The organism is Thermosyntropha sp., assembly GCF_017656155.1.
In the GTDB taxonomy this organism is placed as follows: Bacteria; Bacillota; Syntrophomonadia; order Syntrophomonadales; family Syntrophomonadaceae; genus Thermosyntropha.
The window spans coordinates 32,041-54,231 of sequence record NZ_JACDOH010000006.1 but is presented as its reverse complement, the minus strand read 5'-3'; the positions used below and the strand labels follow the sequence as shown (position 1 = coordinate 54,231).

At 38.5% G+C, this 22,191-nt stretch carries 20 protein-coding genes, 1 other RNA gene and 1 other annotated feature; all 21 genes read right to left on the bottom strand.

What is annotated here, in order from left to right; genetic code table 11:
- Positions 1-3 precede the first annotated feature (3 nt).
- Positions 4-1,407, bottom strand: a complete 1,404-nt coding sequence (gene murF / locus H0Z36_RS07135; protein WP_296864929.1) for a UDP-N-acetylmuramoyl-tripeptide--D-alanyl-D-alanine ligase — start codon at positions 1,405-1,407, stop codon at positions 4-6.
- The gene (locus H0Z36_RS07130) at positions 1,407-2,876 is read right to left on the bottom strand and encodes a UDP-N-acetylmuramoyl-L-alanyl-D-glutamate--2,6-diaminopimelate ligase (protein WP_296864927.1); all 1,470 of its coding nucleotides are present in this window, start codon (positions 2,874-2,876) and stop codon (positions 1,407-1,409) included. The genes murF and H0Z36_RS07130 overlap by 1 nt, the downstream gene beginning before the upstream one ends.
- Before the next feature lie 29 nt (positions 2,877-2,905).
- Positions 2,906-5,023, bottom strand: a complete 2,118-nt coding sequence (locus H0Z36_RS07125; RefSeq protein ID WP_296864925.1) for a stage V sporulation protein D — start codon at positions 5,021-5,023, stop codon at positions 2,906-2,908.
- 24 nt (positions 5,024-5,047) lie between these two features.
- Complete coding sequence (locus H0Z36_RS07120) at positions 5,048-5,551, bottom strand: cell division protein FtsL (protein ID WP_296864923.1); 504 nt, start codon at positions 5,549-5,551, stop codon at positions 5,048-5,050.
- Between the two features lie 28 nt (positions 5,552-5,579).
- Entirely contained in the window at positions 5,580-6,497 is a 918-nt protein-coding gene (gene rsmH, locus H0Z36_RS07115) for a 16S rRNA (cytosine(1402)-N(4))-methyltransferase RsmH (RefSeq protein WP_296864921.1), read from the bottom strand.
- A gap of 10 nt (positions 6,498-6,507) precedes the next feature.
- Positions 6,508-6,939, bottom strand: a complete 432-nt coding sequence (gene mraZ, locus H0Z36_RS07110) for a division/cell wall cluster transcriptional repressor MraZ (RefSeq protein WP_296864919.1) — start codon at positions 6,937-6,939, stop codon at positions 6,508-6,510.
- 304 nt (positions 6,940-7,243) lie between these two features.
- Positions 7,244-8,128, bottom strand: a complete 885-nt coding sequence (locus H0Z36_RS07105) for a copper amine oxidase N-terminal domain-containing protein (protein WP_296864917.1) — start codon at positions 8,126-8,128, stop codon at positions 7,244-7,246.
- A 35-nt stretch (positions 8,129-8,163) separates the two neighbouring features.
- Positions 8,164-10,113 (bottom strand): hypothetical protein, encoded by a 1,950-nt coding sequence (locus H0Z36_RS07100; RefSeq protein ID WP_296864915.1) that lies wholly within the window; start codon positions 10,111-10,113, stop codon positions 8,164-8,166.
- Positions 10,114-10,133: 20 nt separating this feature from the next.
- Positions 10,134-10,628, bottom strand: a complete 495-nt coding sequence (locus H0Z36_RS07095) for a hypothetical protein (RefSeq protein ID WP_296864914.1) — start codon at positions 10,626-10,628, stop codon at positions 10,134-10,136.
- Between the two features lie 271 nt (positions 10,629-10,899).
- Positions 10,900-11,331 carry an ACT domain-containing protein gene (locus tag H0Z36_RS07090; protein WP_296865092.1) on the bottom strand — a complete coding sequence of 144 codons (432 nt, stop codon included), beginning with the start codon at positions 11,329-11,331 and terminating at the stop codon, positions 10,900-10,902.
- Between the two features lie 8 nt (positions 11,332-11,339).
- Positions 11,340-12,641: a phenylacetate--CoA ligase gene (locus H0Z36_RS07085; protein ID WP_296864912.1), complete on the bottom strand. Its 1,302-nt coding sequence runs from the start codon at positions 12,639-12,641 to the stop codon at positions 11,340-11,342.
- Between the two features lie 14 nt (positions 12,642-12,655).
- Positions 12,656-13,336, bottom strand: coding sequence for an endonuclease III domain-containing protein (locus H0Z36_RS07080; protein ID WP_296864910.1), 681 nt, complete (start codon positions 13,334-13,336; stop codon positions 12,656-12,658).
- A 29-nt stretch (positions 13,337-13,365) separates the two neighbouring features.
- On the bottom strand, positions 13,366-14,067 hold the full coding sequence (locus tag H0Z36_RS07075; protein WP_296864908.1) for a tRNA threonylcarbamoyladenosine dehydratase: 702 nt from the start codon (positions 14,065-14,067) through the stop codon (positions 13,366-13,368).
- 44 nt (positions 14,068-14,111) lie between these two features.
- Positions 14,112-14,292: non-coding RNA, 6S RNA (gene ssrS, locus H0Z36_RS07070), on the bottom strand.
- Positions 14,293-14,390: 98 nt separating this feature from the next.
- Positions 14,391-16,151, bottom strand: coding sequence for an aspartate--tRNA ligase (gene aspS, locus H0Z36_RS07065; RefSeq protein ID WP_296865090.1), 1,761 nt, complete (start codon positions 16,149-16,151; stop codon positions 14,391-14,393).
- Positions 16,152-16,165: 14 nt separating this feature from the next.
- Complete coding sequence (hisS, locus tag H0Z36_RS07060; protein WP_296864906.1) at positions 16,166-17,428, bottom strand: histidine--tRNA ligase; 1,263 nt, start codon at positions 17,426-17,428, stop codon at positions 16,166-16,168.
- Between the two features lie 36 nt (positions 17,429-17,464).
- Positions 17,465-18,943, bottom strand: a complete 1,479-nt coding sequence (gene hemZ, locus H0Z36_RS07055; protein ID WP_296864904.1) for a coproporphyrinogen dehydrogenase HemZ — start codon at positions 18,941-18,943, stop codon at positions 17,465-17,467.
- Between the two features lie 11 nt (positions 18,944-18,954).
- Positions 18,955-19,767 carry a prephenate dehydratase gene (gene pheA, locus H0Z36_RS07050; RefSeq protein ID WP_296864902.1) on the bottom strand — a complete coding sequence of 271 codons (813 nt, stop codon included), beginning with the start codon at positions 19,765-19,767 and terminating at the stop codon, positions 18,955-18,957.
- A gap of 1 nt (position 19,768) precedes the next feature.
- Positions 19,769-20,611: a 3-deoxy-7-phosphoheptulonate synthase gene (gene aroF, locus H0Z36_RS07045; RefSeq protein WP_296864899.1), complete on the bottom strand. Its 843-nt coding sequence runs from the start codon at positions 20,609-20,611 to the stop codon at positions 19,769-19,771.
- Positions 20,612-20,655: 44 nt separating this feature from the next.
- Positions 20,656-21,024 (bottom strand) — a binding site (T-box leader).
- A 68-nt stretch (positions 21,025-21,092) separates the two neighbouring features.
- Complete coding sequence (locus H0Z36_RS07040) at positions 21,093-21,713, bottom strand: MBL fold metallo-hydrolase (protein WP_296864897.1); 621 nt, start codon at positions 21,711-21,713, stop codon at positions 21,093-21,095.
- Positions 21,714-21,741: 28 nt separating this feature from the next.
- A complete protein-coding gene (gene dtd, locus H0Z36_RS07035; protein ID WP_296864895.1) occupies positions 21,742-22,191 on the bottom strand; it encodes a D-aminoacyl-tRNA deacylase in 450 nt (149 codons plus the stop codon).

The following is a 22,191-nucleotide window of genomic DNA, read 5'->3' as shown; positions in this document are numbered from 1 at the left end:
CTTTTATTTTGATTTTTTATCGTTAAGAAAGCGTAAATAATCTTCTATCATAGTCTCCAGTTTCATTCCTCTTGAAGCCTTAAACAAAACTGTATCTTGCCTGTTAAAATTATGGCGCAAAAATTCCTGTGCTAACTCTTTATCTTTAAAGTAATAAACATTTTCAGGATTCATGCCAGCCTCTAAAGCCCCTTTAGCTATGTACTCTGCTTTTTCTCCTACTGCAACTAATATATCGACTTTGTTTTCAAAGGCTTTAAGGCCTACTTTAAGATGTCCCGGCACTTCGTAATCTCCTAGCTCATACATATCTCCCAGAACTGCAACAAACCTTCCACTTTTTTTAAATCTCCTGCCTGTTTCTAAAGCAGCTTCCATAGATAAAGGATTGGCATTATATGTATCATTTATTACGGTGCCACCTTCATCAAAAGTCAGTACATTAAGACGATTTTCGCCAAACGCATAATTAGCCATATCATTAATGGCCTTATCGACATCTATTCCCAAAAGATAAGATAAAGCAATTGCCGCTACTGCATTATATGCCAGTTTAGAGGTAAAAGATGGAAAATGGAAAGAATAATCTTTTCCCAGAAGACTGGTCTTTATTTTTATTCCCTTTTTCTCAACATCTACCTTAACAATCCTGAAATCACAATCTTTATTATAGCCAAAGGTATATTTTCTACAAGAATAACTTTTCGCTGCATCTAATAATATTTCATTATCTCCGTTGAGCAAAGCAAAACCACCAGAACTGACATAAGGCAGGACTTCACATTTAGCATGGGCTATATTTTCTAAACTTCCTAAAGTTTCAAGATGAACCGGTTCCACATTAGTTATAACTGCACAGAAAGGTCTTACTATGTCAGCAAGCCGGTCAATTTCACCTTTAGCCCGCATAGCCATTTCTATAACTGCCGCCTGATGATATCCTTCCAATCTAAAAATAGTTAATGGCACACCAATATCGTTATTATAATTGCCTTCTGTTTTTAATGTATTGAACTGGGACGAAAGACAGGAGGCAATTATTTCTTTGGTAGTAGTCTTACCTACACTTCCAGTGACCGCAACAACCGGAATTTCAAATTGTTCACGGTAGCTTTTAGCGAGCATCTGCAAAGCTTTAAGAGTATCTTCAACTCTTATCAATACCTTATCTTTATCAATTTTTTCTGTATTTATATCCTTATGAACGATTGCCGCGCAGGCACCTTTTTCAAAAGCTTCTAAAATAAAGTCATGTCCATCAAACCTTTCTCCCTGTAAAGCTATGAACAAACTTTGCGGGGTTATTCTTCTTGAATCAATATTCACATCAGTTATAAAACCGGCATTTTCTCCATGTAATATTTTGCCACTAACGCTCTGGCATATAAAATCTATACTCAACTTCATTACTTAACAATCTCCTTTAAAAATTCTGCAGCTACTTTACGGTCATCAAATTCTAATACCTTATCTTTAATTAATTGATAAGTTTCGTGTCCTTTACCGGCAATAATTACAATATCACCCGGTTTAGCCATATAAATCGCATGTCTTATGGCCTCTCGTCTATCTACAACTACGGCATAGCGGGAATTCTCAACTTTCAACAGTCCAGGAATAATATCATCAATTATAGCCTTGGGATCTTCGCTTCTTGGATTATCTGAAGTCACAACACAAAAGTCGCTGTATCTTGCAGCCACTTCCCCCATTAAGGGTCTTTTGGTCCTATCACGATCTCCACCGCAACCAAATACGGTTATAAGCCTTTTTTTAGTAAGCTCCCGGGCTGTTTTAAGAATATTCTCCAGTCCATCATGGGTATGCGCATAATCTACTATTACCGTAAAATCTTGCCCGCATTTTACCTGCTCAAACCTTCCTGCTACCCCTGAATTCTTAGCCAAAGCACTCTTTATTATTTCCGGGCTTATGCCCTCTTTTAAAGCAAAAGCAATAGCAGCCAAAGCATTGTATACGCTGAATAAACCAATAAGCTGCATATTAATCTCAAAATCTATATTCTCATATTTGACCATAAAGCTGGTGCCCTCTGCAGTAATATTCAAATTATATGCCTTTACGTCTGCCTCATTTTCTACTGCATAAGTAACAACCTGGACATTAGCCGCCTTTATAAAATCAGAAGCATATCTATCATCATTATTTATTATGGCAAAATTTTCTTTCCTATTTGGTATCATACTGAACAATTTCAGCTTAGCATTCTTATAATCTTCCATATTTTTATGATAATCAAGATGATCTTGAGTTAAATTTGTAAATACTGCCACATTATAATCTATTTCTTTAACCCTGAATAAATCGAGAGCATGTGAAGAAACTTCCATAACCACATAATCAGCTTTTTTTTCACGGCATAAATCTACAAATTCCTCTATCTCCAACGCTTCAGGGGTAGTATGTCCCAGCTCCTTTTCATAATCATCAATCCTGGCATATAAAGTGCCTAATATACCAGTTTTATGAGAAGCCTCCTGCAAAATACTCTGTATAAGATGGGTAGTAGTAGTTTTACCATTTGTACCTGTAACACCTATTACCCGCATAAATGCAGAAGGTTTTTTATAAAAATTGGAAGCTATTTTAGCCATAGCCTCACGGGTATTAGATGTAATAATATAAGTTACATCTTTATCAACCTTTTTTTCATTTTCAGCCAAAATCGCTACTGCGCCATTAGCTAAAGCCTGGTCAATATAATTATGTCCATCTGTTTTAAATCCTTTAACACATATAAAAAGCGAATCAGGCTTAACCTGGCGCGAATCATAATGGACTCCTTTTATCTCTTTATCAATATTTCCACTTATTATTCTATATTCAATTCCATCAAGTAAATCTTTCAACAACATCTATTTTCTCCCCTTTCCAAGTCTCATTCTTATTCACCTACGGGCTGAAACTTAACCTTAATACTTGAACCAACTGTTACAACTTTTCCCGGCTCTGGAGACTGTTCATAAGCTAATCCATATCCTTCAGGCAAAAGATGAAGCCCTAAATCAGCCAGTATCTTAGCTACTTCCCTCATAGATTTGCCTTCAAGATCAGGTACTGTAACTTCTCCTTCGCTATTATTAGGCTGAAGTGCAGAAAGATGAATAATAATCTGACTACCTTTATTAACTTTTACATCAGGCTTAGGTGTTTGCTTCCATACAATATTTCCAGTTCCAATAATTTTTACATTAAGCCCTCGCGAAGTCATGGTCGAAATTGCCTCTGATAAAGTAAGATTTACTACATCCGGAACTACTACTTTTTCAATTTTATCCTCTTCAGCTTTTCCCTTATTTTCCTTGTAAAGCGGAACTTCAAGATAACGTAGAGAATCTTTCATTATCTCCCGAAAAACGGGAGCAGCTACCCATCCACCATAGTATGGATAACCTTGAGGAGAATCAACTACTACTATACATGCCAGTTTGGGTTTATCAGCCGGAGCAAAACCTATAAATGAAGCTACATACTCGTTGGGTAAATATCCACCTGTAGGGGATATTTTTTGAGCAGTCCCGGTTTTTCCGGCTACCCTATATCCTTCTATATAAGCATTTTTTCCGGTTCCATTTTCGACTACTCCCTCAAGTATCAAACAAAGTTCGCGAGCAGTTTCAGGTGAAATTACCCTTCTCACCGTCTCAGGTTCAAATTTTTTTATTATATTTCCTTCACTATCAATAATACTTTTTACCAAATGAGGTTTCATAAGCAGACCACCATTAGCCACAGCAGACACTGCAGTAATAAGCTGCAATGCCGTAACCGCATTAGCCTGCCCTATAGACATAGTAGCCAAGTCAATCTGCATAGCCCTTTCTTTAGGAACTAAAATGCCTCTAGCCTCTCCGGGGAGATCTATGCCGGTAGGCTTTCCAAAGCCAAATTTATCTATATATTTATAATACCTATCTATACCAATTTCTAACCCTACCTCAACAAAACCAACATTACATGAATTAGCCACCACTTCGCTAAAAGTCTGGCTTCCATGAGCTTTATGGTTAGAACAGCCTATCGTCTCTTTACCAACTTTAACATAACCCGGACAAAAAAACTTTTTACCCGGTGTTACTATTTTTTCTTCTAATGCCATAGCAGCAGTAATAATTTTCATAGTAGATCCTGGTTCATAAACATCATTAATCGCAAAATTGCGTCGATTAGAAGCAGGATAACTGTTATAGTCATTAGGATCGAAGGTGGGTCTTGAAGCCATAGCCAATATTTCTCCAGTTGAAGTATCCATAACTATAGCAGCAGCAGCCTTTGCTTTTTTCTCCTTAAAAACTTTATCCAGCTCGCGCTCAGTAATATACTGAATAGTTTCATCTATGGTTAATATTAGATTTGCTCCATCCTGAGGCGGAATATACTTATGAGTGGCTTCAGGTATAGGCCTGTTAGCTGCATCGTGTTCTATAACTATTCTACCTTTAGTTCCTCCTACTAATTTATCATAATAATAATCAATTCCCTCTAAGCCTTTGTTATCAATACCTGCTATACCTAAAACATGGCTGGCTAATGTCCCCTTAGGATAAAAGCGCCTGCTTTCTTCAGTAAAACCTATCCCTGGCAAATCCATCTTCCTCAGTTTTTGAGCTGCTTCATGATCTACCTGCCTCTTTATCCATTCAAAAGAAGTATTATTAGTTATTTTTTTATAAACCCTTTCTTCATCCAGCCCCAAGACCTGGGCAATTTTGGCTGCAATCTCCTTTTCTCTTTTAGAAGCCTTAACTTCTGCCGGAATAGCGTAGATCGAATCAGCACTTACCGATATTGCAAGTTCATGTCCATTTCGATCGTATATAATCCCCCTTTTAGCTTCGACCGGAATATCCCGCATTCTATTCTGCATCGCTTTTTCTGATAATTCGGCTCCTTTCACAAATTGAACCCAAAAAATCCTGACACAAAGCAAAACAAACCCTACTGTAAATAATAAAAAAAGCGTAGCTATACGCTTTCTTACTGTTAAGCTAGTAGTTTGCACCCATTTACCACTCCTACTTAACACCTATTTTTTTGCTGCCAGCAAAGATAAATTAGAATAAAGCCTGTAAAAAGGCTTTTCTTTTTCTGTTATTTTACCTGTATCTGTTTCATTAACTTCAAACTTCTCAGGCACAGACGGTTTAATCTCTGGTTCTAAAACTGCTAAATCTATTTTAGCTTCCGGCTTTCTCATCCCCAATTCAGCAACAGCTATTTTTTCTACATTTTCTAAAGAACAGCTGTTTTCAGTCAGATACTCCAATCGTAAATTTTCTGTTTCAATCTGATGAATCTCCTTTTCCAGCTGGACTATCTGATAATCTAAAGTAGCACCTTTTACACATAAATATACTAAAACCAAGGCATAGGCAAAAAACAATACTATAACCTTAAAAAGCAGCTTCTTCTTTCTAGCTCTATCCGGATTTACTTTTTTTCCCTTTGCCGGCTCTTTTGTATAAAAATTTTCGGAATAATTTTCTGAATAGCCAGTATAATCCGTATATTTATATTCTGCCTGTAACATTACTATTCTCCTCTCCCCTTTCATAGAACTATAATTTTTCGGCTACCCTCAGCTTGGCACTCCGTGCTCTCGGATTATCAAAACACTCCTTTTCAGCAGGAACAATCGGCTTTTTATTTATCAGTTTTACGAGTGGCTTATTGCCACATGTACACACAGGCATTCCTGGCGGACATATACATCCTCTGGCTTTTTCCTGCAAAAAACTTTTAACTATCCTGTCTTCTAATGAATGAAAGGTTATGACACAAAGCCTTCCACCCGGCTTTAAGATTTCAACTGCCTGTGGTAAAACCTCTTTCAAAGCATCAAGTTCCCCATTTACAGCTATACGCAAAGCCTGAAAAGTTCGGCGTGCAGGATGCTTCTTCCTGCGATAAGAAGGGGGAACAGCTGACTTAATTATTTCAACTAATTTTGCAGTAGTATCTATAGATTCAGTTTGCCGGTATTTAACGATTGCTCTGGCAATGCTTCGAGCAAACCTTTCTTCCCCATAATCATAAATAATCCTCTTTATTTCTTCTTCCTCATAATTATTTACAATATCCCAAGCAGTTAAATCCTGCTCCCGATCCATTCTCATATCCAACCTGGCATCTTCATGAAAGCTAAATCCGCGTTCTTTAATATCAAGCTGAAAAGATGATACTCCCAGGTCAAGCATTATACCATCAACTTTTTCTACATCATGCTCCAATAACTTATCCTTTAGAAATCTAAAATCAGAATGAATAAAAACGATATTAGAATAATCTAACTTTGTCCGGGTTTGGAAAAGAATTTCCTTATCCTTATCAAAAGCAAAGACTTTTGCCTCATCATTTAAATCCTGCATAAGCCTTCTAAGATGTCCTCCTCCGCCTAATGTGCAATCAACATAGACTCCTCCCGGATCAGTCACCAAATTTTCTATCGTTTCCTCCAATAAAACTGGCTTGTGCATCACAACACTCCTATATTCCTAAATCCACAAGTTTTTCTGCTATCTCTTCATAAGAAGAAGCAGCTTTATCATTATATTCTTTCCAGTTGTCAACTGACCAAATCTCAATACGTGATCCTACTCCTATTATTACTATATCCTTTTCTATTTGTGCATAATCCCTGAGATTAAGAGGCAAAACTGTTCTACCCTGTTTATCTATTTCAAGCTCTGATGCCCCGGAGAAAAAAAAGCGCACAAATGCCCTTACATCAGCCCTGGTAAGAGGAAGCTGGCGCAGTTTTTCTTCAATTAAATGCCATTCGTTTAAAGGATAAAGAAATATACAATTATCCAAGCCCTTTGTGGCAATAAATTTATTCCCTAAGCCATCCCGAAACTTAGCAGGAATCGTTATTCTTCCCTTGGCATCTAACGAATGTTGATATTCCCCCAGGAACATAAATTAAAATTCTCCTTTAAAATTATAGGGAAGTTACACCACTTTACACCACTTTAATCCACTTTATTCTACTCAAAGATTAAAATACCTCTTTTTTAAAAAAAAAAAAAATTTAAGATCATTTTTGTTATTTCGACAAAACAATTCTGCCAAATTAGAAGTTTTAAGAATAACAGGCACCTTTTAACCAAAGTTATACATTTTAAAAAATATTGTTATACTCTTAATCTATGTCAACAAATCCATAAAAAAAGGACAGCTGTAAAAGCTGCCCCTTTTTTAATTCAAGTTATTGCTGTTTAATTTAATAGGTATAGGTGAAAGTTGCTTCATAAGTAGCTTCTTTTTCGCCCAGCGGAGTATTTACCTTAGCAGTTCCATCTTTGATAGTTATATCTACAACCTGATTAGTTTCCTTATCTACAGTAATTAAAACAGTTCCTTCAACATCAAACCAGGTAGCCTTATCATTTACCTTGTTAAGTAGTTCTAATAAAGAATCCGGAGTATCGCCAGTAACAGTTATAACATAAACATCGCCTTTGTCTTCAAAAACAGCTCCTTTTACCACTTCTAATGCTGCAGCTTCCGGTCCATAAATAAGTTCAGAATAAGGACACAAAGCCGCATTTACATCACTTTTGCCCAGAGGTCCGGCATCACCTTTAATATTAGCTGTAGCTTTGCCGTCAGCTGCAATAGATGCATTTCCTTCAGCACCTACTGGCACCATACCTGCTACTTTACCAGAAATGCTTATTTTCACACTAACCGGAGCAAATGCTTTTACTATTGCCTTAGCCGTATCTTCAGCATTAGTAATGGCTGCTGTTTCCGTTTCAGTTCCAGTTTCCGGTTTTGGTTCATCTTTCGGCTCTTCTTTAGGTTCAGGCTGAGGAACAGCCGGAGCTTCTCCTAATATTACCGTTCTGGTTGCGTTATCCCAGTCTATTTTAACTCCAAGGGCTTCTGCCAAAGGACGAGCAGGAAGATAAGTACGTCCATTATAAATTATAGGACTTACATTATTCCCATCAATCTGAGGAGTCCATGCCTTGCCGTTGAGCATAAATTTAATGTCATTAGCCAAAGTTGCCTGGATAACCTGAGAAGTAGAACCAGCAACTGCTCCCACAGTAAAAGCAAAGAGCATCATCATCGCAACCAGTAAAACCATCTTTTTCTTCACAAAAATTACCCCCTCATTTTCCAATTTATCATTTTTTAAGCATTTTCCTGAACGCCAGCCTGAAAAACCTGTTTAGACGAGCGTCCAATTGCAAATAAAATAATTAAAGCCACAACGATTACTCCTGCACCATATTTAACTGCATTAGCCTGTTTACTTACTTCAGGAGTCTGGAAAACATAAGCCACACTTCCTTCAGCACCTTCCGGCTTGCCGAGGAAGGTATCAGCAGCTTTAGCTTTTTCTTCTAAAGCTTTTGCAATAGCTCCTACCGAAGCAAAAGTCTTCATGCCTTCGGCAATAGCTTCTTTAGCCTCTCCAGCTCCGCTACCAATAGCCCCTGTTCCTTCTTTAATCTTTTTAATGCCAGGAAGTGCTTTTTCATCTATGCCCGCCTGCATAGCCGCCAGAGCATAAAGCAAAGTAGCCGGACTGCCGTCTGAAGTAACTGCTTTTACCGGTTTTCCATTTCTATCAATATCTCCTAATCCTGCTACCATAAGGCCTAATCCAGCATCCACCTTACCAAGGCTGGAAGACAACATATTAGCTCCTAATTCTAAAGCACTTACACTTGCTGGAAAATCAACAGTACCGCTGGATGTTATCATTTGACCGCCATCTCTAAATACTCCTACATTATGATTCATAGCCGCAAGCTTTGGCTCAATAGCTCCGGTTATAACCTGTTCTGCAGGAGTACCGGCTACAGCCGTTTTAAGATAATTAATGTCATTATATAAGCTTGTTGAGAGCGAAGGAGTTTGTCCCTGATCAGCCGAAGTTCCAATGGTAGTCTGCATTACATTTAATACCATTTTTTGGGCAGCTAATGCGGGAATTAGTTTTTCATCTACGGTTTTCTTAATAAGACCTGCCGCATCTTTAGCTCCGGGTGTGTTTCCTTCGGCATCTGTTCCTTTTAAGGTATCATAGCTTGCCGCATCAAATGCCGGATTAGAAAGTCCAAAACGCATCATTTTTACTTTCCCTATAAGAGTTCCAAGTCCACTGCTCATCTGCTGCAGCCCTTGTTCTACCGCCTTTAAACCATATAGCAAAGTAGCATCTTTATCTTCTGCACCTACTCCGGCTTGAATTTTATCAAAACCATCATAAAGCATAGAGAGACTTTGCTGTACCTGAGAAAGCGAATCTACTTCTGAAGTAGTAGGAAGTACCGGAATAACAGCAATTTTGAAGCTGGGAAGTTCTATATCTTTTCCATCAGCCTCCAACACAATATACTGTTTAGCCGGATATTTAGGCGGAATAAGGGGAACTGTCCAGCTTACTGCAGTTTTATCCTTAATGTTTACCACTACTCCACCTGGAGACTCTCCTGGCCTGCCTGGAGCCTGGACATTAGAAAACTTTTTATTGCTGAATTCCCAACCAGAAAGAGAAACTACATAAGGCGTATAAATTTCAGCTTCCTTTTGTACCAGATTTCCCTGCGAATCGGTAAATTCTAACACCTTCTTCTCCCCAGTCTTATTTTCAAAAGTGCATACAATCTTTAAATGTCCGCTCTTGCCTGTAAGTTCAGAGGCTTTTACTTTTTTGCCATCCAAGTAATATTCCACCTGAACACTTACTGGTATATTTATCCGGGATATTTCTTTTTTATCTATGGAAGCCAGGTAGTAAATATCCTTATACTGTCTATCCCCGGGGATAGCAGCAGATATTTTGATCATACCATTTTGCTCACTCACAGGTTCTTTGCTATAAAGATTTCTTAGCGAAGAAAGCTTGAAACCTGTTTGGTCTTCAATGGTATACTGACCTTTGCCAAAAACCCTAATATGATTTAATACTTTTATATCCTTTACCTGACCATTATCGTCAAGCTGGGTTACGACCAATTCATTGTCTATAACTTTGGCTGTCCCCTGACTCAGTGCTGCTTGAGAAGGCATAAAAACCAGATACAAGGTAAGTAATAACACTAGGTATATATTCGGCTGCCTGCGTATATTCAATATCTTCCCTCCTTCCATTATTATTTATTAACTGCCATGGCAATCCTAACAACTATAAGCGATAACACCAGACCTACGAGCAGAGAAACACTTACCCCGACCGCAGCCGGCAACGCCTGTTCAGCAAGCAATGAAGCATCAGTTAAATAAACCGGGAAAACAGCAGCATTATAACCTGCCCAGCCTATAAACATAGCATCAATTCTTAAACCAATTGCAGATAATAATACAAGTACAAATATAGCAATTCCTGATACCAATGCTATATAGGCTGTATTATCAGGCGGAAGCGGGAATTTTCCGGCTAAAACTACTATACCTGCCATAGCTACTGCTACTCCTATAAGCATAGCTATCCCGGTTTTTAAATAATCGCCAAAAGGGCCAATAACTGCAAACATAGCCATAGATAATGCCGCAATATAAAAAGCACTTGCTCCGATGAGTTCCTGAAAATAAACGAATATTGCGAATAATATAGCTGCCAAAATACCCAAACTCAGGGCTTGCTTCATTTCTTCACCTCCTTTTCTATATTTTCCCATAAACTGCTGTAAATATTATACTGACAGGAACTATAAACTAGACAGGAAATTCAACTGCAGTGGTGTTATTACTAAAGTAGCTGGAATTTAAAACAATGACAGATGAACATTGATTTGCCATGATGAAGGTGTGATATTTAGAGATGTAATCATGAAATATATATGAGTTTAATCAACTTTCAATTACTAATATTTCCAGGTAGAAGACACTTAAGCCTTCTACCTGGTAAATGTTCAAAATCTAAAGCTGATAAAGCCTCTTTTCATCCAGGAATTTTATTCCCCTCTTCGTAAAAGCCTGACGCGCCTTTTCTATATCTTCTACTTTGAAGATAACCAGAGCATTATTTTCCGAGGTACCTAGAAAAGCATACAAGTATTCGATATTCAGGTTTTCCTCCGACATCTGCTCTAAAACTGCCGCAAGGCCTCCCGGAGAATCAGGAACCTGAACAGCTATAACTTCTGTTTCACTCACTGTAAATCCTGATTCCTTCAGTATTTCATATGCCTTATCTGGATCAGAAACAATGAGACGCAAAATTCCAAAATCAGAGGTATCTGCTATTGAAAGGGCTCTGATATTTATACCTGCTTCTCCTAAAACCCTGGTAACATGAGCCAACCTTCCCGCTTTATTCTCCAGAAAAACTGATATTTGTTTTGCCATAATATCCCTCCTTAAATTTTTCTCCTATCAATAACCCGCTTAGCTTTGCCCTCACTGCGTTCAATAGACTTAGGCTCAACCAAACGCACTTTCACACCTATACCTAATGCGCTTTCCAGTTCACGACGAATCAAATCTTCTAACTCTTCCAATTTCCTTATTTCATCGCTGAAAATCTTTTCTGATACTTCTACATGTACTTCCAATTCATCCAAATTACCCCGGCGATCAACTACTAAAAGGTAATACGGCTCAACACCCGGGATATTAAGCAAAACACTTTCTACCATAGATGGGAAAACATTTACTCCCCTTATTATAACCATATCATCAGAACGACCTAAGACCTTCTGCATACGCACATGGGTTCTGCCACATGCACAGGGAGTGCGATCAAGAGCAGTTAAATCCCGGGTTCTGTATCTTATAATTGGTAAAGCCTCTTTCGTTATAGCAGTAATTACTAATTCCCCTTGCCTACCATCTTCTAAAACTTCCCCTGTTTCAGGATCAATAATTTCAGCAATAAAATGATCTTCTGCAATATGTAAGCCATTTTTATAAGAACACTCTATGGCAACTCCAGGTCCTATTATCTCGCTCAAACCATATATATCATAAGCATCTATTTTAAGGTTGTTTTCAATTTCACGGCGCATATTCTCTGACCAAGGCTCAGCCCCAAATATACCTGCCTTCAATTTCAAATCAGCAGGATCTATCCCCATTTCCTTCATTACTTCATACATAAACAAAGCATAAGAAGGAGTACAGGTTAAAATAGTAGTTCCAAAATCTTGCATCAGCATAATCTGCCTCTTTGTATTTCCCCCCGAGCTAGGAATAACTGAAGCTCCTATTTTTTCTGCTCCATAATGAACCCCTAAGCCACCAGTAAAAAGTCCATATCCATAGGCATTCTGGATAACCGAATGTCTAGTTGCACCCGCACTTATCAAAGCACGTGCCATAAGTTCTGCCCAAATATCTATATCTTTTCTGGTATAACCTACTACCGTAGGTTTGCCTGTCGTTCCCGAAGAAGAATGAATGCGAACTACCTCGCTCATAGGAACCGCAAATAAACCAAACGGATAATTATCTCTTAAATCCTGCTTGGTAGTAAAAGGAAGTTTTTTTAGGTCATCTAAAGTCTTTATATCATCAGGCTTTACCCCTGCTTCATCCATCTTTTTTTGATAGGCAGGAACAAACGCATATACGCGATAAACTGTTTCTTTAAGCCTTCTAAGCTGTAATTCCCTCAACTGCTCTAATGGCATACATTCTTTTTCCTGATCCCAGTAAATCAAATTATTCGACCTCCTCATTTATTTTTCCTGCTTATTTTAAAATAATTGCAAAAATTATTTAAAGGACAAATTTTGCATTTAGGATTACTTTTCAAGCAGTAATTTGCTCCTAAAGCTACCAGTAAAGCATGGTATTCGTTGAACATCTGAACATCTGAAGCTAAATTTCGTTGAATTAAATCCTGCATTTCTTTATAGCTTATTTTTTCATGGACCATGCCTAAACGCGAAAATATCCTTATTGTATAAGCATCTACTACAAATACAGGCTTATCCCCAGCATAAAGCAAAATAGAATCTGCTGTTTCAGGTCCTATCCCCCAGAGGTCTAAAAGCTCCCTTCTTAAAACATAAAGGTCTTTTTTAAACATTAAATCTAAATCACCATGGTAATTATCCATTACATATCCGGATAAAACCTTAAGCTTTTTAGCCTTCTGCCTGTGATATAAAGCCGGCTTTATAAGATCAGCTATTTTCTCTTCTTCAGCCTCATAAAGGCTTTCCAGCTCTAATAACCCCTCCTTTTTCAAATTAGCAATCGCCTTTTCAACATTTTTCCAGGCTACTACCTGAGTCAAAACTGCTCCAACCATTATTTCCCATCTGCTTTCTCCCGGCCACCACCCCCTAGGTCCAAAAAAAGCTAATAAAACATCATATATTTCATTCAGGAATTTGTCAGTACCAGCCATACCTCTTATCTCCCTTAACCAATACCTGTTTAAACCTTATTTTCTATGATGGCGTTTATGACACAGCTGGCCAAAAGAAGCCCAGCTGTAGCAGGAACATAACTTATACTGCCCAAGCGTGTTTCTCCATTATAATCTGTTTTCACCGGAACTTCTTCAGAATACACTACAGTTACTCCTTTTAAAATACCTGATTTGCGCAGTTCATGCCGCACCTTCTTAGCCACAGGGCAAATCCTGGTTTCACTGATATCTCCTATCTTCAACATCTGAGGGTTTAAACGGTTGGCAGCCCCCATAGAACTTACTACTTTAATGTTTTCTTCCATGCAGGTCTTTATGAGGTGTACCTTGTCCTGTAAAGAATCAATGGCATCAATCACATAATCAAGCGGTTTTTCTAAAATATCACGACTGGTATAAGAAGTATAACGCAAAGGGAAAATCTTCAAGTTAACTTCAGGGTTGATATCTTTAATCCTGAGTTGCATTACCTCAACTTTAAGCTTGCCTACAGTCGAACTTAAAGCAGGCAGCTGACGGTTGATGTTGCTCTCCTCCACTACATCGTGATCTACCAGAACAATCTTGCCTACTCCTGCTCTAGCTACTGCCTCTGCTGCATAAGAACCTACTCCTCCTAGTCCGATTATTGCAACGGTTGCATTTTCAAGCTTTTGCATATTTTCACTGCCTATTAATAATTCAGTACGCTGAAAACGCCTCTGCATCGTTTTTACTCCTTTTTACTTTATCAAAATTCTTAAAATAAACAAAAAACCCCACCGAGCCGTGACAAGTCGTAGTTTAAACCTCAAAGGTCAAGTGGGTGCCCTCCTGCATGCTTTGTAGGTCCCCTCAAAACAAGAGGCTTCTACGCCACATACAGAGTCCAGGCTCCCTTTATGTTGGTGTTGGCAAAAACTTACGACTTTTCACGCACACAGCAGGGATTGCTGTTTTTTTTACATTTGCTAGCTAAATAATATCATATAATCCTATTTTCTTCAATAAAGCTCCTCTGTAATTATATTCCTGTATTTACAGACAATTTTTACTTTTCTCTTATCTTTATATGCAATTCCCTTAACTGTTTGGGAGCAACCGCAGAAGGTGCATTAGTAAGCGGACAAGAAGCACTTTGCGTTTTCGGGAATGCAATAACATCTCTTATGCTATTTCGCTTAGCCATTATCATGACTAGGCGGTCAATACCAAAAGCAATACCCCCATGAGGTGGAGTTCCGTATTCAAAGGCTTCCAGCATAAACCCAAATTTTTCCCGTGCTTCTTCCATGCTAAGACCTAAAAGAGCAAACATCCTTTCCTGTAGATCGCGCTGATGAATTCTTATACTTCCACCCCCGATTTCAGTACCATTGAGCACCAGGTCATAAGCTCTGGCTTTAACCTGTTCAGGCTTGCTTTCTAAAATATCCACATCCTGCAGACGCGGAGAAGTAAAAGGATGATGTACAGCTACATATCTTTTTTCCTCTTCATCATATTTTAAAAGTGGAAAGTCCACTACCCACACAAAATTCAGTTCATCTTCATCAATAAGATTGAGCCTGCGGGCAAGTTCAAGGCGCAGGGTTCCCAAAACCCTTGCTACCGTCTCATGGGTATCAGCACTGAAAAGCAGTAAATCACCAGGTTCGGCATTGAGCTGCTTAAGGATGTTGTTCATCTGTTCTTCGGTAAAAAATTTAGTTATAGGAGATTTAAGCTCATTTTCTGCTACTATTATCCAGGCCAAACCTTTGGCTCCATTTTCCACGGCAATCTTAGTTAAGTCATCAATTTCCTTGCGCGAAAAACTGCCGCAGGTTTTAGCATTTAAAGCCCGGACTACGCCCCCCGCTTGAATGGCAGAAGAAAAAACTTTAAACTCCACATCTTTTACCAGGTCGGTAATCTCTACAATTTCCCAAGAACAACGCAGATCAGGCCGATCAGAGCCATATTTTTTCATAGCTTCATCATATGAGATCCTTCTAAAAGGAATTTCAAGCTTTTTCCCTATTCCTTCTTCAAAAATACGTGCCATCATTTCTTCAATCAGGCTGAATACATCTTCTTCGTCTATAAAAGACATTTCCATATCAAGCTGGGTAAACTCTGGCTGGCGATCTGCCCTTAAATCCTCATCGCGGAAACATCTGGCTATTTGAAAGTATTTTTCCATTCCCGCCACCATAAGCAATTGTTTAAAAATCTGAGGGGATTGAGGCAAAGCAAAAAACTCACCCGGGTGTACCCGGCTGGGAACTAAATAATCCCGTGCTCCTTCCGGAGTGCTTTTGGTAAGAATAGGGGTTTCGATTTCAACAAATCCTTTACCATCCAAATAATCCCTTATAGTTTTTACAACTCTATGCCTTAATATTAAATTATCCCGCATTTCCGGACGTCTGAGGTCAATATAACGATATTTAAGCCGTAAATTTTCATCTACATCAATCCCATTTTCTATATAAAAAGGCGGGGTTTTAGAAGGACTTAAAACTTCCATCTCTTCCGCATATATTTCAATCTTCCCGGTTTTCAGATTTGGGTTTTCAGTAGCTTCCGGCCTTAAACAAACTTTTCCTTTTACAGCAATCACATATTCACTTCTCACCTGTTCAGCCAAACGAAAAGCCTCTTCATTTACTTCTGGACTAAAAACAACCTGAATTATACCAGAACGATCCCTGAGATCAATAAATATAAGTCCTCCATGATCCCTTCTGGTATCAACCCAGCCATTTAAAACTACTTCCTGGCCTACATTAACAACATCAAGGTCTGTTGCACTGTGAGTTCTCTTCATCAACCCTTTTCCTCCTAACTAACCTCTAATTCACGTTTTATGAAATCGATAATCTCATCATGTCCTACTTTCACCTGTTCTTTAGTTTTCATATTTCTTACGGTAAGAAATCTATTTTTTACTTCATCTTCGCCCAATAATATCACCAGTTTAGCACCAAGCTTATCCGCATATTTCATCTGCGCCTTAGGACTTTTTCCGGTATAATCTTTATCTGCCCTTATACCTGCACGACGCAAATCTGTAAGTATCTTTACCCCTATATCCTCGTATTGTCCCTCCATAACTGCCACAAAAACATCAGTCATTCTTTTGTTCAAATCATCGAAATTATCCAGAGCTAATAAAAGTCTTTCCATACCCAGGGCAAAGCCTATTCCTGGAACATCAGGGCCTCCACATTCTTTTACCAGGCCATTATACCTTCCTCCACCACCTACCGCACTTTGAGCGCCAATTCCCGGTATATGTACCTCAAATGCAGTATTAGTATAATAATCTAATCCTCTTACCAGATTATCATCATGCTTATAGGATACCCCATTATCATCTAATGCCTTTCTTACCGAAGCATAATGTTCTCTGCATTCATCACATAAACTGTCATAAATAGTCGGATAGCCTGCAATAGCCTGATGGCAAGCTTCATTCTTGCAATCTAAAACCCGCAAAGGATTTTTCTGGTAACGGCTACGACAATCAGGACACAGCCTATCTTTTACGGGAGTAATATAAGAAATCAGTTTTTCACGATACTCCTTGCGGCATACTGAACATCCTACCGAATTCAAGTGTAGTTCATAGTTTTTCAAGCCCAGTTTATTTAAAATTTCTACCAGAAGAATAATAACTTCAGCATCAATATAAGGACTATTGCTGCCAAAAGCCTCTACTCCAAACTGGTGAAATTGCCTGAATCTTCCTGTCTCTGGCCTGTCATAACGAAACATAGGTCCAATATAATACCATTTAACCGGCAAAAGCCCGTTGTAAAGGCTGTGTTCCACCAGAGCCCTGGCACACGAAGCCGTCCCTTCTGGCCTCAAAGTAAGGCTGCGCTCTGACTTATCGATAAAAGTATACATTTCCTTATTTACTATATCCGTACTTTCTCCTACTCCGCGTTCGAAAAGCTCAGTATGTTCAAAAACTGGTGTTCTTATTTCACGATACCCAAAAAGGGCAGCAGTCTCACGCAGAATTTTCTCTAGATAATGCCATTTAGATGAATCAGGGGGTAAAATGTCATAAGTCCCCCGTGGGGCTTTTACTTGCATTTTTTATCCTCCAGACTAAGTTATTCCTTGATAATTCTAATTTAAGCATTTTAGCTTGTCAACTTTGCGATTCACAAGGTTGTAAACTGTCTCACAGTATACTTCAGGATTTTTAGGGTTGTAAAGAGAACTCAAAGTCCAATCTTCCGAGTTTACAAACTTGCTGGCTGCTCCTCCCCCCAAACCGATAATAGTTTGCCTCTCTTCAATCATCTGAATATTATATAAGCAAAACCTGTCATTTTTGGAAAAACCGGTATTTTCCATACTGGCCTGCATATATTTTTGTCGATATAAATAATAAGGAATATATCCTGCTTCATTTAGAACATCAGAAAAATATTTAACACCTTTCTGGACCTTTTCAATCTGATTTTTACTTACAGTTTTCCCCTCTTTTTCTGCCATTTTGGCTCCTCTTTTGACTGCTAGGGTGTGAACAGTAACATTTTCAGGTTGCAAAAGTAAAATTCTCTCTGCTGTGTGCGCATTTTCTTTTAAGCCTTCTCCAGGCAAGCCTACAATAATATCCATATTAATATTTTCAATCCCGGCTTTACGTGCCCACTCGAAAGCTTCTACCACCCCTTTCACATCGTGATTTCTGCCGATAGCTCTAAGAGTTGCATCATGCATAGATTGAGGATTAATGCAAACCCGATTCACTCCGGCCTCTTTTAAAATCTTTAACTTGGAATAAGTAAGAGTGTCAGGTCTGCCCGCCTCTACAGTAATTTCTGAAGTACAAACAGAAATAAAATTATCTTTTATTAATCTGAACAAATACTCAGTATCTTTTTCAGAAAGCACTGTAGGGGTGCCTCCGCCTATATAAATAGTCTGAACTTTCACCTGTTTCCTATTAAGAAAAGCGCTTATAGCTTCTATTTCAAAAGTTAATGCCTTAAGAAAAGGAGGGATTTCATCTTCATAACTTCTCAGTACCGCCCCTGGAAAAGAGCAATAATAGCAGCGGCTGGGACAAAAAGGAATCCCTATATAAATACTTACCAGCTTATGTGCTTCGTCTTTATTCAAAAGATAAGACCGATTATTACAAGCTACCTCGGTTAAAAGCTCAGCCTTATCCTCTTGAAGCAGATACTCTTCCTTAAGTATTTCCTTAATAGCATCTGGCAGATAACCTTTATCTAAAAAGCGATGAACCAGCTTTACCGGCCTGACCCCGGTAAGTATTCCATAGGTATTAACCCTTTTACCCAAATGTTTATGCAAAAGCTTAAAGATAAAAATTCGCGCCGCTTTATGCATTTCATTTTGTTCATTTTCATCCGGCAGGTTATAAAGATAGCTTAAATCCGTTGTCTTTTCCTCCTGTCTTATTTCACCGGCAAATACTAAAACATTATCTTCCTTATGTGCTGAAACAGTAATTACTGTTTCAACATCCAAAGATGGTTCCAGGGTAATTTCGGCACCTGGATAGCCCATTCTGACAAGTTCATGAACATAATCATAAAGAACAACCGGAGTCAAGTTCATATATATAAGCAATTTTCTTCCTCCTATCCCTTCTTCTTGTACATACCCAAAAATTTTATATCCTTGCTGTATACAGCTAAATCATCTAATATTTCCTTAACAGAAACCCTGGAAAAAGAATTATCAAATTCAATATAAAAGGCAAAACTATCTTCTATTTTACAACTGCGCCGGGACTCAATTTTAACTAAATTTATATTTTTTCGGGCAAAAACCTGTAAAGCCTTGTATAATGCACCAGGTTTATTATCCAGGCTAAAAATAAGGCTTCCTTTTTCTCCTTTATATTTAATCTCTTCCGCTCTCTTTACATGAATAAAGCGAGTTTTATTAAAACTGTTCTCTATACCTGAAAACAATATTTTCATATCATAAAGAGAAGCTGCATATCTGCTACCTATTGCCGCTGCCTTTTTCTCCTCTTCTTTAACTATTTGCACAGCACGGGTAGTGCTTGAAGTTATCTCAGTTCTTATATGGGGAAGATTTTTTTCTATAAAACTGCTGCACTGCATAAGAGCAGCAGGATGGGATACCAAAAGTTCCAGTTCCTCTATTTTATAATCATGACTGCTCAATAAACACTGCTCGATATCAAGCACTATCTCGCCATGTATACTCACATTATAATCATTCAAAGCCTGTATAGTATTGTCAATTGATCCTGCATGAGTATTATCAATAGGAGTTAAAATATCATCTACTTCGCCGTTAATCAACCTTTCAAAAAGCTCATTTATACTCGATGCTACATATATCTCATCTGCCTTCGGCCAGTATAGATGAGCTGCATCTTCACTGAAACTCCCTTTAGGTCCTAAAACCGCATAACACACCTTATCTCAGCCTCCTCCGGCAAGCTCTAGCTATTTCTTCGAGATCACGCATCATGAGGCTAAAATCGCGCGGAGTCAACGACTGTTCCCCATCTGATAAGGCCTTATCAGGATTGGGATGCACTTCAACCATAATGCCATCTGCACCAGCTGCGACTGCTGCCCGTGCCATTGGCATAACCAAATTTCTTATACCAGTTGCATGACTTGGATCAACTAAAACAGGTAAATGAGACAACTCCTTAACCAGAGCCACAGCTGACAAATCCAGGGTATTTCGGGTCCATGGTTCAGAAGTTCTTATACCTCTTTCACACAAAATAACCTTTTCATTGCCTCCGGCTAATATATATTCTGCCGCTAAAAGCCACTCCTCAATCGTAGCTGAAAGTCCACGTTTCAACACTACCGGTTTATCTATTCTTCCTAATTTGCGCAAAAGGGCAAAATTGTGCATATTGCGTGCACCTACCTGTAAAATATCAGCATATTCAGCTACTAAAGGTATATCCTCTGTATCCATAACTTCAGTTACTACCGGCATATTCATTTCTTCTCCTATCTTTGCCAGTATCTTAAGTCCAGATTCTCCCAGACCTTGGAAGCTGTATGGAGAAGTTCTAGGTTTATAAGCACCAGCCCTCAGAATAACAGCACCTGATCCTCTAACCTTAAATGCCGTTTCTTTTAAGATTTCCTCATTTTCTACTGCACAGGGTCCAGCTACTACAACAATCTCCTCTCCTCCGATAGCACACCCTTTTATATTTATCACCGTATTATCTTTTTTACTGGAGCGTAAAACCAGCATCTCTCTGCCGTATTTAGCCGCTAAATTTTTCATTATAACCACCCTTTCTTTACAATAAATAAACCTCTCATCCCTAAATAAGGGACGAGAGGTTTTATGCTCCCGCGGTACCACCCTATTTGGCAAAACGCCCGCTCTTTTAAGGATACGGGATATAACCTTACCTTAAATAAAAAAAGCTTTTCATCCCTATGGGACGAGAAGCTTTTATCTTCCCGCGGTACCACCCAATTTGCCATTAAGGCCCGCTCTTTAAAGGATACAGGTTTTATCCGATATCCCCTCTCTTTTAACGGTGAGAGTTCCGCCACAACCTACTTGCAAATGTTTCAGCCGGGTGCTCCAAAGTGAACTTCAGTTTGCTTCCTTATAGAGATGCTTCCAGCCTACGGCATCTCCTCTCTGGATAATTCCACAAACCTACTTTACTTTTTCATCGCATTTCACAGGATATTGACTTGATATATTTGTTTAGTATTGTGTCATATAAATTCACATTTGTAAAGAGTTTTTTCTATAAAAATGGATTATGTGTGCGTTCAAATCCAATGGTAGTAGCTGGTCCATGTCCGGGATAACATATCACATCATCATCATAACACAGAAGCTTTTCCTTTATATTGGTAATAAGCTGCTTATGAGAACCTCCTGGAAAATCAGTTCTTCCTACTGATCCCTGAAAAAGGGTATCACCAACAAATATAACATCACCAGTTTTCAAGCATATGCTTCCTGGACTGTGCCCCGGGGTATGAATAACTTTCAATTCTACGGTATTGCCTATTTTTATTATATCACCATCTTTAAGCAGCTTATCAGCCGGTGGACTGGTTATTTTACCCCCAAACAGAATGGAAAAGTTAGCTACCGCACTGGTAAGCATCTTGGCATCAGCTTCATGAATAAGTATCTCTGCTCCAGTAGCTTCCTTAACCCCCCGGTTCCCCCCAATATGGTCTACATGTCCATGGGTGTTTATTATATAAACTGCTTTCAGATTTTCCTGCTGCAGCAAATTCAAAATTGCCCTGGGGTTTCCCCCTGGATCTATAACTGCAACCTCTTTGGTTTCCTCACAGCCCACGATATAACAATTAACACCTACCGTATTAATTTCCAAAGCTTTAAGTATCACTTATTTTCTCCCCCTATTTATGTTTTCACTAAAATAACCGTTCACTATCTAAAAGAATAGTACAGGGCCCATCATTTTCAATAAGTACTTTCATATCAGCTCCAAAAACCCCGGTTTCTACTTTTATATCCATACTTCGTAAAATTTCTAGGCTGTAATCAAATAATTCCTGAGCTTTCTCCGGCAATTCGGCTTCAGTAAAACTAGGTCTTCTTCCTTTTCTGGCATCTCCATATAATGTAAATTGGCTAACCAAAAGAATTTCTCCCCCCACATCCAAAAGGGAAAGATTCATCTTTCCCTTTTCATCTTCAAATATACGAAGATTAACAATTTTATCAATTATATACTCCGCATCTTTTTCGGTATCCCCTTTTTTTATACCTAATAAAACAGTCAACCCTTGTTTTATTTCGCCTTTGACCTGCCCTTCCACTGTAACCATGCTGTGATTGGTTCTCTGTACAACTGCTCGCAA

Coding starts and splice junctions, on each gene's coding strand:
- aroF (WP_296864899.1), bottom strand. CDS start 20,611: ATGAAAAATTTAGCGGCTAAATACGGCAGAGAGATGCTGGTTTTACGC.
- H0Z36_RS07080 (WP_296864910.1), bottom strand. CDS start 13,336: ATGGCTGGTACTGACAAATTCCTGAATGAAATATATGATGTTTTATTA.
- mraZ (WP_296864919.1), bottom strand. CDS start 6,939: ATGTTCCTGGGGGAATATCAACATTCGTTAGATGCCAAGGGAAGAATA.
- H0Z36_RS07130 (WP_296864927.1), bottom strand. CDS start 2,876: ATGTTGTTGAAAGATTTACTTGATGGAATTGAATATAGAATAATAAGT.
- murF (WP_296864929.1), bottom strand. CDS start 1,407: ATGAAGTTGAGTATAGATTTTATATGCCAGAGCGTTAGTGGCAAAATA.
- H0Z36_RS07095 (WP_296864914.1), bottom strand. CDS start 10,628: ATGAAGCAAGCCCTGAGTTTGGGTATTTTGGCAGCTATATTATTCGCA.
- aspS (WP_296865090.1), bottom strand. CDS start 16,151: ATGAAGAGAACTCACAGTGCAACAGACCTTGATGTTGTTAATGTAGGC.
- rsmH (WP_296864921.1), bottom strand. CDS start 6,497: ATGCACAAGCCAGTTTTATTGGAGGAAACGATAGAAAATTTGGTGACT.
- hisS (WP_296864906.1), bottom strand. CDS start 17,428: ATGCAAGTAAAAGCCCCACGGGGGACTTATGACATTTTACCCCCTGAT.
- H0Z36_RS07075 (WP_296864908.1), bottom strand. CDS start 14,067: ATGCAGAGGCGTTTTCAGCGTACTGAATTATTAATAGGCAGTGAAAAT.
- H0Z36_RS07120 (WP_296864923.1), bottom strand. CDS start 5,551: ATGTTACAGGCAGAATATAAATATACGGATTATACTGGCTATTCAGAA.